The organism is Tritonibacter sp. SIMBA_163, from assembly GCF_046535935.1.
Lineage (GTDB): Bacteria > Pseudomonadota > Alphaproteobacteria > Rhodobacterales > Rhodobacteraceae > Epibacterium > Epibacterium scottomollicae.
Window position 1 is genome coordinate 128,788 of sequence record NZ_JAWJBP010000006.1, and the last position, 13,188, is coordinate 141,975.

A 13,188-nucleotide genomic window follows, 5' to 3' on the forward strand; every position below is an offset into this window, starting at 1 on the left:
TTCTTATTCGGCCGCAATTTTTTGATGTTTAGATATAATTTCATCCGCCAATTGACGATAAGCCTTAGCACCCAACGATGCGGAGTCGTAGTTCAACACCGGCATAGCATATGACGGCGCTTCGCTAACACGCACATTACGCGGTATCTTGGTTCTAAACACCAAATCACCAAGGTTATCACGCGCGTCCTGCTCCACCTGTTGAGAAAGGTTGTTGCGACGATCATACATTGTCAACACAACTCCCTCGATCCTCAAACTTGGATTTGCAGCATGACGAACTTCGCGAATAGTCAACATCAGCTGCGAGAGCCCTTCGAGCGCGAAAAATTCACTTTGCAGTGGAATCAAAACAGAATCCGCCGCCACCATCGCGTTAACGGTCAATAGATTGAGAGAAGGCGGACAATCAATCAGGATATAGTCCCAGTCATAATCCGTCATCGCGGGCTGACGAAGCGCGTCATGAAGGAGATAGCTACGCTTTTCGTTGGAGAACAGCTCAATATCAGCAGAACTCAAATCCACGGTCGCTGGTATGATACACAGGTCTTCGAGGTCAGTTTGTCGAATAACCGCAGAAAGTTCGACTTCATCCACCAACAGATCGTACGTCGTGTGTTCTCGATCTTCAGCCTCGATTCCCAGGCCGGTAGACGCGTTCCCCTGCGGATCCAGATCAACGAGGAGCACTCTCATACCCTCTTCGACCATGGCCGCGGCGAGGTTAATCGCTGTAGTTGTCTTTCCTACCCCACCCTTCTGATTTGCGATGGCAATAATGCGGGGCGTTCCCGAACGGGACATGTCAGACACGCGCTACTCCCTTGATCTTGAGAATGACAGCCTCAGGCTCAGTAAGACTTGTAATCTCTTCGCACTCAAATCGCCATCTTTTGCGCGCGTTATCCACCTCTTTTTTCCAGTTGGCGCCCTTTGGGAACACTGCAGTTCCAGACTCGGCAAGATGGTGCTCGGAGAACGACAAGAGATCACTCAAATCAGCGAGCGCACGTGCGGAAAGAACATCAGCCTGAATGCCCTCAACCGCCTCTATCCGCTGCGACTTGACAGATACCTTCACGCGACATTCTCTCGCAACATTCCGCAAGAAAGCACATTTGCGCTGATCGCTTTCAATCAAAGTGACTTTCATGTCAGGCGCCTTCTCTGCGGCAAGAATAGCGATGATAATCCCAGGAAGGCCTCCGCCACTTCCAATATCGAGCCAGCTCGTGCCCAATGTTGGAACTCCAAACACCTGAACGCTATCAAGAATGTGGCGCGTCCACAGATCACGCAAGCTGTTTTTGGAAACCAGATTTATCTTTGGGTTCCACTTTTCAAGAGTTTCTGCGAATATCCGTAGACGCTCGCATGTTTCACGTGAAACATCATACTTCGATTGAATAACATCAACACTCATGCGGACTTCGCCCGCACACGCGCTTGTCGCTTTAAGTTCCCCAAAATTAGCGCCAAAGCAGCAGGAGTAATGCCATCAATCCGGGCTGCTTGGGAGAGGTTTTCAGGTCGGGAACGACTGAGCTTCTGCCGAAGTTCATGCGAAAGCCCTTCAATCTCGTAGCTAAAGCCTGCAGGAATACTATGTTCCTCGTCCTTCTTCAGCGCCGCGACTTCTTTCTCCTGACGTTCAATATAGTTGACATAAAGCGAGTCACGTACAATTTGACTTCGAATCTCTGCTTCTGTTGTCGCCAATTCAGGGAAGAGTGGGAGAATTTCGTCAAACCCAACTTTTGGGAAGGCAAGAACTTCCATACCATCACGTTTGTTTCCGTCCTGGTTGATCTGTATTCCTGCCCCCAAAATTTGGTTCGGCGTGAGCTTTGCGGAAGTCAGAACACTTTTGACAGAATTAAGACTTTCCATCTTGCTTTCGAAGATACGGCGCCTCTCTGGCGAGACACAACCTACGGAAATCCCAAGCGACGTGAGACGCTGATCAGCGTTGTCGGCTCGTAGAGATAGTCTGAACTCAGCACGAGACGTAAACATGCGATAAGGTTCGGTAACTCCGTTGGTTGTCAAATCATCAATCATCACACCAATATAGCTAGAGGCGCGACTAAAGATGATTTTTTCACTTTCCAAACATTTCGCCGCGGCGTTCAGTCCGGCGACAAGTCCCTGCGCGGCTGCCTCTTCATAGCCCGTAGTTCCATTAATTTGGCCAGCAAGATAAAGACCTGATACTTCTCTAAGTTCCAGTGTCGCTTTCAACGCGCGTGGATCGACATAATCATATTCGATCGCATACCCGGGTTGCATAATGACGGCGCTTTCCAATCCGACAATGGAATGGACATACTCTTCTTGAACCTGCTCGGGCAAACTCGTCGAGATCCCATTGGGATATACGGCGTGATCAGAAAGTGACTCAGGCTCAAGAAATATCTGATGAGATGACTTATCTGCGAAACGCACAACTTTATCTTCGATCGATGGGCAGTACCTTGGTCCAATCCCATCGATGTGCCCGCCATACATTGCAGACAGCTCAAGATTCGTACGAATAATATCGTGTGTTTTTTCGTTTGTGTGCGTAATCCCACAAGATATTTGCTGAGCCGATACAGATTTGCTCAAAAAAGAGAATAGAGTAGGATCATCGTCACCAGGTTGTTGATCAAGGATATCCCAGTTGACGGTCCGGCCGTCTAGTCGGGGCGGTGTTCCCGTTTTCAAACGTCCCAACGGTAGATCAAATGACTTCAATCGCTCAGCAAGCTTAATTGACGGCTTATCGCCCATGCGACCACCGGATCGAGCAACATCACCGATATGTATGACCCCGTTCAAAAACGTACCAGACGTAAGTACGACAGCTTTAGCTGTGAGTTCAACGTCTTCAGAAAGAACTACTCCGGTGACCTCGTTCTCCCCTTTCATAATGAAGTCAACGACTTCATCTTCGATGATGTCTAGATTTCTCTGTTCTTCGATGGCCCGAAGCATTTCAGATCTGTATATAGCACGATCAGCTTGAGCGCGCGGTCCTTGCACAGCAGGACCTTTCCGACGATTCAAAAGTCTGAATTGGATACCTGCGAGGTCCGCGACGCGGCCCATTACACCGTCCAACGCATCGATTTCTCTGACGAGATGTCCTTTTCCCAAGCCACCAATTGCAGGATTGCAGGACATGACACCAATACCATCACGGCGGAGCGTTACCATAGCAGTTCGGGCGCCCATTCTTGCCGCAGCATGGGCTGCTTCGGTTCCGGCATGCCCGCCGCCTATGACGATGACATCGTAATGCGGATGTTTCACGTGAAACACTCCCTACTTTCCTAAGCAAAAACTCGAGAATATCTCGTCCAGAAGATTCTCTACATTGATACGACCTACCAACAGTTCAAGAGCCCGTATCGCAGATCTCACATCTTCAGCCACAATATCATAGAACTCCGGTCCATCGTGGAGGCGTTCCATCGCGCGAGCCAAGCTTTCTGATGAACGTCGCAATGCATCACGATGGCGCGTACGTGTCGCAATCCCAGTATGAGCTGACCGACCCTTTAACGTCATAGAAACATGAGTCACAAGTTCATCAACCCCCTGCCCTGACTTTCCGGAGATCGCCCCTTCTGAACTTACTCTCACATCTGCCTTCGGCAATAACCGGAGATCGCCGGGCTTAAATTCGACGTCGAGTATTTCATCCTGTTCTGCGAGAAATATACGTAGATCCGCGGCCTCCGCTCGCTCTTGTGCAAGTTTGATGCCTATTCCTTCTACGTGGTCGTCCGTATCGCGAAGGCCAGCCGTATCAAGTAGTGTAACCGGAAGGCCTGCCAGGTCCATACGGACCTCGATAACATCACGGGTTGTGCCAGCGTATTCGGAGGTGATCGCCGCATTTCGACCGGCGAGTGCGTTCAGAAGTGTCGATTTTCCTACGTTCGGAGCCCCGATGATTGCAACTTCAAAGCCGTCCCGAATTCGCTCCGCTATCGAAACACCGTCAATTTCTCGTTTGAGATCCCGAGCAACGCCATTGAGGAGGTCCGTCACCTCTGGCGTCACATCCACCGGCACCTCTTCATCCGCGAAGTCGATCGTGACTTCAATCAGGGATGCTGCACGAATGAGGTCAGATCTCCAACGATCAGCGAGCTTGCCCAATCCACCTGACAGAACGACTTGCGCCTGCTTACGCTGTGCTTCGGTCTCTGCATCGATAAGATCTGCGAGACCTTCGACCTGGGTCAAGTCGAGTTTGCCATTATCCATCGCGCGTCGCGTGAATTCTCCCGGCTCGGCGATACGCGCCAAGCCCGTTTCTTCGATCGTCTGCAAAATCGACGATACTACCGCGCTGCTGCCATGACACTGAAACTCGACCGTATCTTCACCAGTAAAGCTGTCAGGCATTGTAAATGACAAGACAAGCGCCTCATCAAGAAGATCGCCATGGCTGTCTCTTAAACGCGAAAAAGCCATCCCCCGACTGGGCAATGACTTTCGCGACAGCTTTTCTCCGACGAGGCGTGCCTCTGGTCCAGATACACGGATGACGGCGACACCGGCCTTTCCCTGGGCGGTGGCCAACGCAAAGATCGTATCCATGGGATGGCCTCTCTCTCCACCGACGCTGGTCAGGTATTCATTGAATCAAAGAACTCTGAATTTGTCTTTGTTTGCTTGAGTTTAGAAAGAAGGAACTCGATCGCATCTGTGGTTCCCATCGGATTCAGAATCCGACGCAGGACAAATGTCTTGGCGAGATCCACTTTGTCCACCAGCAGCTCTTCTTTCCGTGTGCCGGATTTGAGAATATCGATCGCCGGGAAGACACGTTTGTCCGCAATTTTACGGTCCAGAACGATCTCAGAGTTACCCGTCCCTTTGAATTCTTCAAAGATAACCTCATCCATACGGCTGCCCGTATCGATCAGCGCGGTAGCAATGATGGTGAGCGAGCCACCTTCTTCGATATTACGCGCAGCACCAAAGAAGCGTTTTGGACGTTGCAGGGCGTTGGCATCCACACCGCCGGTCAGAACCTTACCCGAGGATGGCACAACCGTGTTGAATGCTCTACCAAGTCTTGTGATCGAATCGAGAAGAATTACTACATCTCGTTTGTGCTCAACGAGACGCTTCGCCTTCTCGATGACCATTTCGGATACCGCAACGTGGCGCGTAGCGGGTTCATCAAAGGTCGAGGACACGACCTCCCCTTTCACCGATCGCTGCATGTCAGTGACTTCTTCCGGACGCTCATCGATCAACAGAACAATCAGATAGCACTCTGGATGGTTCTGCTCGATCGAGTGCGCAATATTCTGCAACAGAACGGTTTTGCCCGTCCGCGGCGGAGCCACGATGAGCGAACGCTGGCCTTTACCGATCGGAGAAACCAGATCGATCACGCGTGCCGAGCGGTCTTTCACAGTGGGATCTTCGATTTCCATATTCAAACGCTCATCCGGATAGAGCGGTGTCAGGTTATCGAAAGCAATCTTGTGACGCGTTTTCTCGGGCTCTTCGAAGTTGATCTTCGTCACCGTGGTCAGCGCAAAATAGCGCTCGTTCTCCAATGGAGCCTTGATCTGCCCATCGACCGTGTCTCCGGTGCGCAAGGAAAACTGGCGGATCATGTCAGGCGAGACGTAGATGTCATCCGGGCCCGGAAGATAGTTCGCTTCGGGCGAACGCAGAAAGCCAAACCCGTCCTGCAGAACCTCGAGAACCCCATCCCCGAAAATATTCCAGCCTTCATCCGCGCGCTCACGCAGGATCTGGAACATCATCTCACCCTTGCGCATGGTGGAAGCGTTTTCGATCTCAAGTTCCTCTGCCATGGTCAACAGCGCTTTGGGGCTTTGGATTTTGAGATCAGAAAGGTTCAGAGATTGCTCGGTCATATGCACACGGCCCTTGTTCCCTCTGCCAACAGAGGGCGTCACAGTATAAAATACGGAAAACGCGGGAATCCCGGACGGGTCCGCTTTCACGCTTGATAGTGGGTCTCTGTGATCGAGTCAAACGCGGCGTTAGAACTTGAAGATGACCGAGATCACGATGACGACCATCAAGAGCGTGGGAACCTCGTTCATAAGGCGATACTGGCGCCCTGTGAGCCTGTTCTGCCCTTCTCTGAAGTCCTTGTGGCGAAACATCAGCCAATGATGAAACCAAGTCATCCCAAGCACTGAGATTCCCTTGGTCCAGGGCCAAACGTAGGACCAATCCACCAACCCTGGCGTGAACACCATGAACAGCCCTGCAGCCCATGTGACGACGCTTGCTGGCCCCATGATCACTCTGAGGAGTTTGTCCTCCATGGTGAGGAAGATTGGTTTCACCTCTTCGACCTTTTCTGCCTCCTCCACGTGATAGACGAACAGGCGTGGAAGGTAGAACAAGCCTGCCATCCAGCTGATCACGGCCATGATGTGGAGCGACTTCGCGTAAGGATAGAGCGTAAACATCAGATCAGTGAGATCCATGACGTGTCCTCATGCTGAGCGGTCCAGTTGGGCCACCCTATATAAATATATAAGTTTTATAAGGATGATGTTTTTGTAGTGCACCCCGAAAACAGTGGATTATCGAGTTTTCATACCGGTTCTGCACAGCGTGGATAATCTCAGCGCCCTGTTCCTGCCTTGAGGATGAATTTTTGGTTACCGCCATAAAACATGGGGGCGTTAAGGGTTTCTTTACGAAGGTGAAGGTGGGGATAAGGTTGGGAAAAACTGGGAGTGACCGACTTATCCACTTGTTCAAAGTTATCCCAATACCGGATGGAGGAATCGCGGAGGAATCACCTGAGATTTCGAGGTTTATCCCACCCTTGCGTTGAGGGGGGTAAATCATACAAAACGTCCCTGAATGATCAGACGTTTTCCCATAGGGTTGTCCACATGAATACCCACATCATCTTGGCGTCTCGTTCCGAGATCCGCGCTCAGTTGCTCCGTCAGGCTGGCGTGGACTTCCGCGTAGAGGTCGCGCGCGTTGACGAAGATGCGATAAAGGCAGCGCTGTTGGCCGAGCAGGCTGCACCGCGTGATATCGCCGATACACTGGCCGAAGCCAAAGCACGCAAGGTTTCGGGCAAGTGTCCCGGAGACATGGTCCTGGGGTGCGATCAGGTGTTGGATTTTGAGGGGCGATTGCTCTCGAAGCCAGAAACCGCCGATGATGCGCTGAAACAGCTCCGGGCGATGCGCGGCAAACGTCATATGCTTCTGTCGGCTGCCGTGATTTATAAAGACGGAGAGCCGCTCTGGCGGCACGTAGGTCAGGTGCGACTTGTGATGCGACAGGCGAGTGATGCCTATCTAGAGGGGTACGTCGACCGCAACTGGGACAGTATCAGACATGCGGTGGGCGCGTACAAACTCGAAGAAGAGGGTGTGCGACTGTTTACAACCATTGACGGCAGCTACTTTAATGTCCTGGGGCTACCGATGTTGGAACTCATGAACTATCTGGGACTGCAGGGGATTATCGAACAATGACAGAGCACAAGATCCCGCTCGCTGCTGTGATCGGTTGTCCGATCGCCCACTCCAAATCCCCGCAACTGCATCGACATTGGCTCACGACCAACGAGATTGCGGGACATTATATGCCGATGCATGTGGAGCCAGACGATCTAGAGGCGGTTGTACGCATGATGCCGCGTATGGGATTTGTCGGGGCAAATGTGACTATTCCTCACAAGGAAGCGATCATGGAGATCGCAGATAAGGTCACGGACCGGGCAAAGTTGATGGGGGCGGCCAATACCCTGATCTTCCGGGAAGACGGCTCTATCGTCGCTGACAATACGGATGGATACGGCTTTATAACCAACCTGCATGAGGGCGCACCCGATTGGGATCCTAAGTCCGGACCCGCGACGGTTTTTGGTGCCGGCGGTGCCAGCCGTGCCGTGATTGCCTCGCTGATCGAAGCTGGCGTGCCTGAAATTCGTATCACCAATCGCACGCGCTCGCGCGCCGAGGATCTGGCAGAAACGTTTGGCGCTAGAATAACAGTCATTGACTGGGTTCAGTCAGGCAACATCATCGAGGACGCAGCACTTATCGTGAATACGACGTCGCTCGGGATGGTGGGCCAGCGGCCCTTGCGCGTTCCGTTGGATGGGTTGCACGCCGGGATCGTCGTTACCGACCTTGTTTACGCGCCGCTCAAGACCAAATTGTTGCTCGCTGCCGAAGACGCGGGATGCACGGTCGTTGATGGGCTTGGCATGTTGTTGCATCAGGCGGCCCCTGGATTCGAGCGCTGGTTTGGTCAGCGGCCGGAGGTTGATATGTCTGCGCGCACCGCCGCAACCGGATGACATTTTCGCTAGGATTGACCGGCTCGATCGGAATGGGAAAATCCACGACCGCGACCCTCTTTGCAGAGGCAGGGTGTGCGATCTGGGATGCGGACGCGGCCGTTCATCGACTATATGCCGATGGAGGGGCGGCGGTTGAGCCGATATCACGTCTGTTTCCGCAGGCCACGCGGGATGGCAGCGTGAATCGATCTGTCCTCAAGGATCTGATATCAAAGGATAAAGATGTTATTTCTCAGCTGGAGACGATCGTTCATCCATTGGTGAAGGCAGATCGAGAGCTATTCAGACAAACCGCGCGCGCCGATATCTTGGTCTTTGACATTCCACTGTTGTTTGAGACGGGGGGGGAAGCGGAGATGCACGCGGTGGCCTGTGTCCATGTGGCGCCGGAGGTTCAGCGTGATCGTGTTCTTGCCCGCGGAACAATGACCGAGGACCAGTTTCGGCAGATCCTTGCAAAGCAGCTCCCGATCGCAGAAAAACTGGCACGAAGCGACTACCAGATCGAGACCGATACCCCCGATCATGCCCGGAGCCAGGTGGCAGAGGTGCTTGCAGATATCAGACGGAGAATGGCGCATGCGTGAAATCGTACTCGATACGGAAACCACCGGCTTTGACCCCTTCTCAGGTGATCGCATTGTCGAAATTGGTGCGGTGGAACTGCTCAACCATATGCCTACGGGTGAGACGTTTCATGTCTATATAAACCCGCAACGCTCCATGCCGCATGAGGCATTTGGTGTGCATGGTATCGGGCCTGATCTTCTCGAACCACCGCAACCGCCCGGCCCCGGACAGGTGATCCTGAAGGATAAGCCCCTGTTTGCCGAGGTTGGACAGGCGTTTCTGGATTTCGTGGGCGAGTCTCAAATGGTGATCCACAACGCCAGCTTCGACATGAAGTTTCTCAATGCAGAACTGGGATGGATGAACCTGCCTCAGCTGCCCATGGAGCAGGCGATCGATACGCTGGCCATGGCGCGAAAGCGCTATCCCGGCTCGCCGGCCACGCTCGATGCGCTTTGCCGGCGTTTCAGCATCGACAACTCCAATCGGACATTGCACGGCGCGCTTCTCGACTCTGAGATCCTTGCGGATGTCTATCTGGAATTGATTGGTGGACGTCAGCCTGATTTTGGCCTGTCGTCAGGATCCTCCGGCGGTCCAAGTGCGGTGGACCTCAATTGGCGCCCGTCACCACGTCCGACCCCCCTACCCTCACGCCTCACGGCAGAGGAAAAAGCCGCACATGAGGAATTTGTCGCCAAGTTGGGCGAAGATGCGCTCTGGGCTTCGACCTCTGAATAAGAAAGGCGCCGCGACCTCTGGTCGCAGCGCCTGACAAAGCTCACAGATGTGAAGCTTTCCAATCAGTTCGGCGTTTCGCTTGCACCTTCGGTCTGACGACGTGCCAGCTCGTTGCGGTAGATCGCGACGAAGTCGATGTTGTCGAGGTTCAGCGGCGGGAAGCCACCGTCGCGGCTGATGTCGGAAACGATACGGCGCAGGAACGGGAACAGCATCCGCGGGCACTCGATCAACAGGAACGGGTGCAGCTGATCTTCGGGCACACCTGCGATGTTGAAGATGCCGACATATTCCAGCTCCAGAACAAACAGCACTTCACCGCCTGTTTTGTTCTTGGATTCGATGGTCAGCTTGGTGATGACTTCATACTGGTTTTCGGTGCTGCGCTTCTTGGCATCGAGCGCCACCTGAACGTTCACGTCCGGCTGCACTTCGCCACCGACGCCTTTTTGCGCCATCACGTTCTCAAAGGACAGATCGCGAATGAACTGTCCGATAATGTTCATCTGGACTTGCGGTTGTTCCGCGCCCTCTGCTGCGCCATTTTCGGCCATGGAAATCTCCTGAATTTAACGTGTCGCAGCGTGCTTACCAGCTTGGAGAGCCATCCTCAAAGTCTTATTTCGGCCCTTCAACCCAACCGGAGGGATCATCCCGGCGCGGTCGTGGTGTGACCTCTTCATAGTCGCCATCTACGACGTCGCCCCGCGAGTCGGCAGGACGCGGTCGGGCACTGTGGCGTGGGTCTGATCCCATTTGAAATGACGCCACGGTGACCTTGGATCGCAGGTAGGCAAAAGCACGGGTGCGAAATCCGGGAACCAGAAGCAGAAAACCAAATGCATCGGTGAAAAAACCGGGCGTCAGCAACAACGCCCCGGCCAGAAGGATCATCGCGCCATGCGCCAGGGGTTCAGTCGGATCGGAGAGTCTCTCAAATGATCCCCGGAGTTGCCCAAGCGCCAACTGGCCTTGAGTGCGCACGAGCCATGTCCCAAGAACAGCCGTCAATATGACGATGCCGAGGGTCGGCCAAAGCCCAATCAGGCCACCGACCTGTATGAACAGGGCGATTTCAATAATCGGCACTAGCAAAAAAGCCAGAAAAAGGGGCATGATAGGCGTCCTCTCTTTAGGGCAGAACGGTGGACTTGGTCCCGCCTGTCACCTACATAAGAGCAGAACACGTCGGTTTCAAACCGACAGGTCCTATTGGACGATGAGGTATGAATGGAGTCGCCCTTGGTAGAGCTTTTGGTCCTGGCTGGCATCGCGGTTTTTCTGATCCTGCGCCTAAAGAGCGTTCTGGGTACGCGCGAGGGGTTTGAAAAGCCTCCTCTGGCGGGCAGTGAAGCGCGATCGCCGCAACGCAAGTTTGAAGTTATCGAGGGAAGCCCTGATGACGACATTATTGCCTACGTCGATGAAGGCAGCCCGCAGGCGCAGGCTCTCGCCGAAATGAAGCGTGTGGACCCCTCGTTCCACGTGGCCGAGTTTGTGCAAGGCGCGCGCGGTGCCTATGAGATGATCTTGATGGGCTTCGAAACCGGCGAACTCGACGGGATTCAGCCCTTCATCTCCGATGAGATTTTCCAGAGCTTTGTTGATGCCGTGTCGGCACGCGAAGATCAGGGGCTGACCATTGAGGCTGAGTTCATCGGGGTTCGCGAAACCACCATCGCCGACGTCAGCTTTGATGCGGCAACCACGACAGCAGAAGTAACGGTTCGCTTTGTTGGTGAGCTGACCTCCGCAGTGCGGAACCGTGCTGGTGAAATTGTCGAGGGTGATCCAAAGGCCGTTAAACGCCAGAAGGACACTTGGACATTCTCGCGCAAGATGGGCGCGGATGATCCGAACTGGTTGCTGGTGGCAACGGACGCATGACGGGGACGCTTCGGCGGGGACTGGGCGCGGCATTTCTGGCTGCGACCCTCTGTTCCGGCGCCGGAGCGCAGCCCGAAACAGGTCCGTCTCTGCGGATAATGGAATTCAGCGAACTTTCAGACTGGGACCTCGACAATCATGTCGAGGCCCTTCGTGTTTTCAGGGAAACCTGTATGGATATGGAGGGCGCGGACTGGCAAACACTCTGCGCCTTGGCTCAAAATGCCGATGACAGCGGCGCGCGCGCGTTCTTTGAGCTGTTCTTCCGTCCGGTGCTGATCGAAGATGGCAAGGATGGTCTGTTTACCGGTTATTTTGAACCCGAGCTCAACGGCTCCCGCCACCGTACAAATCGCTATCGCTATCCCGTCTACCGTATGCCGCCAGAAGCACGCGCGACATCGCTTTGGCTTTCACGACGTGACATCCTCAGTACCGACGTACTGAAGGGACGCGGGCTGGAAATCGCCTGGGTCGAAGATCCCGTTGAGCTGTTCTTTCTGCAAATCCAAGGGTCTGGACGCATTCGTCTGCAAGATGGTTCAACCATTCGCGTGGGGTATGGCGGTGCAAATGGGCATCCCTACCGGTCGATCGGGCAAGAGCTTGTTCGGCGTGGCATCTATAGCCTGCATCAGGTCAGCGCTGGTGTCATTCGCAATTGGGTGCGGCGCAACCCCGAGCCTGGCGCGGAGCTGTTGATGCACAATCCCTCCTATGTCTTTTTCCGTGAGGTCAATCGCGTTGCTGCAAACAGGGGGCCTCTGGGCGCGATGAACAGGTCCATCACCCCCATGCGGTCGATCGCGGTGGACCCGGCCTATACCCCGCTCGGTGCGCCGGTCTGGATCGAAAAAAACGGTCAGTCCAAGATGCGGCGGTTGATGATCGCACAGGATACCGGATCAGCCATCAAGGGCGCGCAACGGGCCGATATCTTCTTTGGTGCGGGCGATGAGGCCGGGCGCAAGGCTGGCCAGTTGAAGGACCCCGGACGTCTGATGGTTCTGATGCCGATACAGCGCGCCTATGCCATGTTGCCGGATGATCTGTGATGACGCGGCGCAAACTGACAGATGAAGAAATCGACCTCTGGCAGAAGGTTGTGAAGCACGCAGAGCGTCTTCAGTCAGATCGTGAGAAAATGGGCGGAGACCATGCGGATCCCCCTGCCCCGCGGCCCAAGCCAAAACCGCACCGCACACCAAACGCTGCCTTGCCGCATTTTGAAGTGGGCAGCCATGCGCGCGGGAAAATGCCGACTCATGACCTCAAACCCTCTCCCGGGCGCAAGCTGGCAGGAGATCCCGTGCGTATGGATGAAAAGGCCTTTCGCCGCATGAAACGGGGCAAGCTGAAACCGGAAGGAAAGCTCGATCTGCACGGTATGCGGATGGAGTCTGCACACGGGGCGCTGAACCGGTTTATCCTATCGGCGCAGGCCTCCAACAAGCGGCTGGTTTTGGTCATTACAGGTAAAGGCAAGGATCGCGACGCGCCTGGACCGATGCCTGTCCCGCGCGGTATTCTGCGCCACCAGGTTCCACAATGGCTGTCGCTTCCCCCGTTGGCGCAAGCGGTCCTGCAAGTGACCCCCGCGCACATCAGTCACGGTGGTGAAGGAGCGTACTACGTCTATTTGCGGCGTATCCGCTAGG

15 protein-coding genes are annotated in these 13,188 nt (G+C 54.2%); 7 read left to right on the plus strand and 8 right to left on the minus strand.

Annotated features, from left to right (window positions below):
* Window positions 1–3 precede the first annotated feature (3 nt).
* The 6 genes from R0J92_RS11990 to R0J92_RS12015 all read right to left on the minus strand — a co-directional run bounded on the left by R0J92_RS11990 (window position 4) and on the right by R0J92_RS12015 (window position 6,482).
* On the minus strand, window positions 4–816 hold the full coding sequence (locus R0J92_RS11990) for a ParA family protein (RefSeq protein ID WP_106162461.1): 813 nt from the start codon (window positions 814–816) through the stop codon (window positions 4–6).
* Complete coding sequence (gene rsmG, locus R0J92_RS11995; protein ID WP_411051831.1) at window positions 809–1,426, minus strand: 16S rRNA (guanine(527)-N(7))-methyltransferase RsmG; 618 nt, start codon at window positions 1,424–1,426, stop codon at window positions 809–811. The genes R0J92_RS11990 and rsmG overlap by 8 nt, the downstream gene beginning before the upstream one ends.
* Window positions 1,423–3,306 (minus strand): tRNA uridine-5-carboxymethylaminomethyl(34) synthesis enzyme MnmG, encoded by a 1,884-nt coding sequence (mnmG, locus tag R0J92_RS12000; protein ID WP_411051832.1) that lies wholly within the window; start codon window positions 3,304–3,306, stop codon window positions 1,423–1,425. Before mnmG ends, rsmG begins: the two co-directional genes overlap by 4 nt.
* Window positions 3,307–3,309: 3 nt before the next feature.
* Window positions 3,310–4,596 (minus strand): tRNA uridine-5-carboxymethylaminomethyl(34) synthesis GTPase MnmE, encoded by a 1,287-nt coding sequence (gene mnmE, locus R0J92_RS12005; protein WP_411051833.1) that lies wholly within the window; start codon window positions 4,594–4,596, stop codon window positions 3,310–3,312.
* A gap of 29 nt (window positions 4,597–4,625) precedes the next feature.
* Window positions 4,626–5,897 carry a transcription termination factor Rho gene (gene rho / locus R0J92_RS12010; RefSeq protein ID WP_106162464.1) on the minus strand — a complete coding sequence of 424 codons (1,272 nt, stop codon included), beginning with the start codon at window positions 5,895–5,897 and terminating at the stop codon, window positions 4,626–4,628.
* A gap of 129 nt (window positions 5,898–6,026) precedes the next feature.
* Complete coding sequence (locus R0J92_RS12015; protein ID WP_411051834.1) at window positions 6,027–6,482, minus strand: CopD family protein; 456 nt, start codon at window positions 6,480–6,482, stop codon at window positions 6,027–6,029.
* A gap of 417 nt (window positions 6,483–6,899) precedes the next feature.
* Here R0J92_RS12015 and R0J92_RS12020 point away from each other — a divergent pair, with 417 nt between their 5' ends.
* The 4 genes from R0J92_RS12020 to dnaQ are packed head-to-tail and all read left to right on the plus strand — an operon-like array spanning window position 6,900 to window position 9,643.
* Complete coding sequence (locus tag R0J92_RS12020) at window positions 6,900–7,499, plus strand: Maf family protein (RefSeq protein WP_411051835.1); 600 nt, start codon at window positions 6,900–6,902, stop codon at window positions 7,497–7,499.
* Window positions 7,496–8,329: a shikimate dehydrogenase gene (locus tag R0J92_RS12025; protein ID WP_411051836.1), complete on the plus strand. Its 834-nt coding sequence runs from the start codon at window positions 7,496–7,498 to the stop codon at window positions 8,327–8,329. The genes R0J92_RS12020 and R0J92_RS12025 overlap by 4 nt, the downstream gene beginning before the upstream one ends.
* Window positions 8,326–8,919: a dephospho-CoA kinase gene (gene coaE / locus R0J92_RS12030; RefSeq protein WP_411051837.1), complete on the plus strand. Its 594-nt coding sequence runs from the start codon at window positions 8,326–8,328 to the stop codon at window positions 8,917–8,919. The genes R0J92_RS12025 and coaE overlap by 4 nt, the downstream gene beginning before the upstream one ends.
* Window positions 8,912–9,643, plus strand: a complete 732-nt coding sequence (dnaQ, locus tag R0J92_RS12035) for a DNA polymerase III subunit epsilon (protein ID WP_411051838.1) — start codon at window positions 8,912–8,914, stop codon at window positions 9,641–9,643. Before coaE ends, dnaQ begins: the two co-directional genes overlap by 8 nt.
* 62 nt (window positions 9,644–9,705) lie before the next feature.
* On the opposite strand, the gene secB is transcribed toward dnaQ, so the two are convergent.
* Window positions 9,706–10,197, minus strand: a complete 492-nt coding sequence (secB, locus tag R0J92_RS12040) for a protein-export chaperone SecB (protein ID WP_106162470.1) — start codon at window positions 10,195–10,197, stop codon at window positions 9,706–9,708.
* Between the two features lie 64 nt (window positions 10,198–10,261).
* Window positions 10,262–10,759 (minus strand): FxsA family protein, encoded by a 498-nt coding sequence (locus R0J92_RS12045; RefSeq protein ID WP_411051839.1) that lies wholly within the window; start codon window positions 10,757–10,759, stop codon window positions 10,262–10,264.
* 114 nt (window positions 10,760–10,873) lie between these two features.
* Between R0J92_RS12045 and R0J92_RS12050 the strand changes: the two genes are divergently transcribed.
* Genes R0J92_RS12050 through R0J92_RS12060 form a run of 3 tightly spaced genes read left to right on the plus strand, consistent with a single transcriptional unit; the run spans window position 10,874 to window position 13,187 of the window.
* On the plus strand, window positions 10,874–11,530 hold the full coding sequence (locus R0J92_RS12050; RefSeq protein WP_317384844.1) for a Tim44/TimA family putative adaptor protein: 657 nt from the start codon (window positions 10,874–10,876) through the stop codon (window positions 11,528–11,530).
* On the plus strand, window positions 11,527–12,585 hold the full coding sequence (locus R0J92_RS12055; RefSeq protein WP_411051840.1) for a murein transglycosylase A: 1,059 nt from the start codon (window positions 11,527–11,529) through the stop codon (window positions 12,583–12,585). Before R0J92_RS12050 ends, R0J92_RS12055 begins: the two co-directional genes overlap by 4 nt.
* Complete coding sequence (locus tag R0J92_RS12060; protein WP_317384842.1) at window positions 12,585–13,187, plus strand: Smr/MutS family protein; 603 nt, start codon at window positions 12,585–12,587, stop codon at window positions 13,185–13,187. Before R0J92_RS12055 ends, R0J92_RS12060 begins: the two co-directional genes overlap by 1 nt.
* The last annotated feature ends 1 nt before the right edge of the window (window position 13,188 follow it).

What these genes read in the sequence shown, in the direction of transcription:
- rsmG (WP_411051831.1), bottom strand. Translation starts at nt 1,426, where the DNA reads ATGAGTGTTGATGTTATTCAATCGAAGTATGATGTTTCACGTGAAACA.
- mnmE (WP_411051833.1), bottom strand. Translation starts at nt 4,596, where the DNA reads ATGGATACGATCTTTGCGTTGGCCACCGCCCAGGGAAAGGCCGGTGTC.
- rho (WP_106162464.1), bottom strand. Translation starts at nt 5,897, where the DNA reads ATGACCGAGCAATCTCTGAACCTTTCTGATCTCAAAATCCAAAGCCCC.
- R0J92_RS12015 (WP_411051834.1), bottom strand. Translation starts at nt 6,482, where the DNA reads ATGGATCTCACTGATCTGATGTTTACGCTCTATCCTTACGCGAAGTCG.
- R0J92_RS12020 (WP_411051835.1), top strand. Translation starts at nt 6,900, where the DNA reads ATGAATACCCACATCATCTTGGCGTCTCGTTCCGAGATCCGCGCTCAG.
- R0J92_RS12025 (WP_411051836.1), top strand. Translation starts at nt 7,496, where the DNA reads ATGACAGAGCACAAGATCCCGCTCGCTGCTGTGATCGGTTGTCCGATC.
- coaE (WP_411051837.1), top strand. Translation starts at nt 8,326, where the DNA reads ATGACATTTTCGCTAGGATTGACCGGCTCGATCGGAATGGGAAAATCC.
- dnaQ (WP_411051838.1), top strand. Translation starts at nt 8,912, where the DNA reads ATGCGTGAAATCGTACTCGATACGGAAACCACCGGCTTTGACCCCTTC.
- secB (WP_106162470.1), bottom strand. Translation starts at nt 10,197, where the DNA reads ATGGCCGAAAATGGCGCAGCAGAGGGCGCGGAACAACCGCAAGTCCAG.
- R0J92_RS12045 (WP_411051839.1), bottom strand. Translation starts at nt 10,759, where the DNA reads ATGCCCCTTTTTCTGGCTTTTTTGCTAGTGCCGATTATTGAAATCGCC.
- R0J92_RS12050 (WP_317384844.1), top strand. Translation starts at nt 10,874, where the DNA reads ATGGAGTCGCCCTTGGTAGAGCTTTTGGTCCTGGCTGGCATCGCGGTT.
- R0J92_RS12055 (WP_411051840.1), top strand. Translation starts at nt 11,527, where the DNA reads ATGACGGGGACGCTTCGGCGGGGACTGGGCGCGGCATTTCTGGCTGCG.
- R0J92_RS12060 (WP_317384842.1), top strand. Translation starts at nt 12,585, where the DNA reads ATGACGCGGCGCAAACTGACAGATGAAGAAATCGACCTCTGGCAGAAG.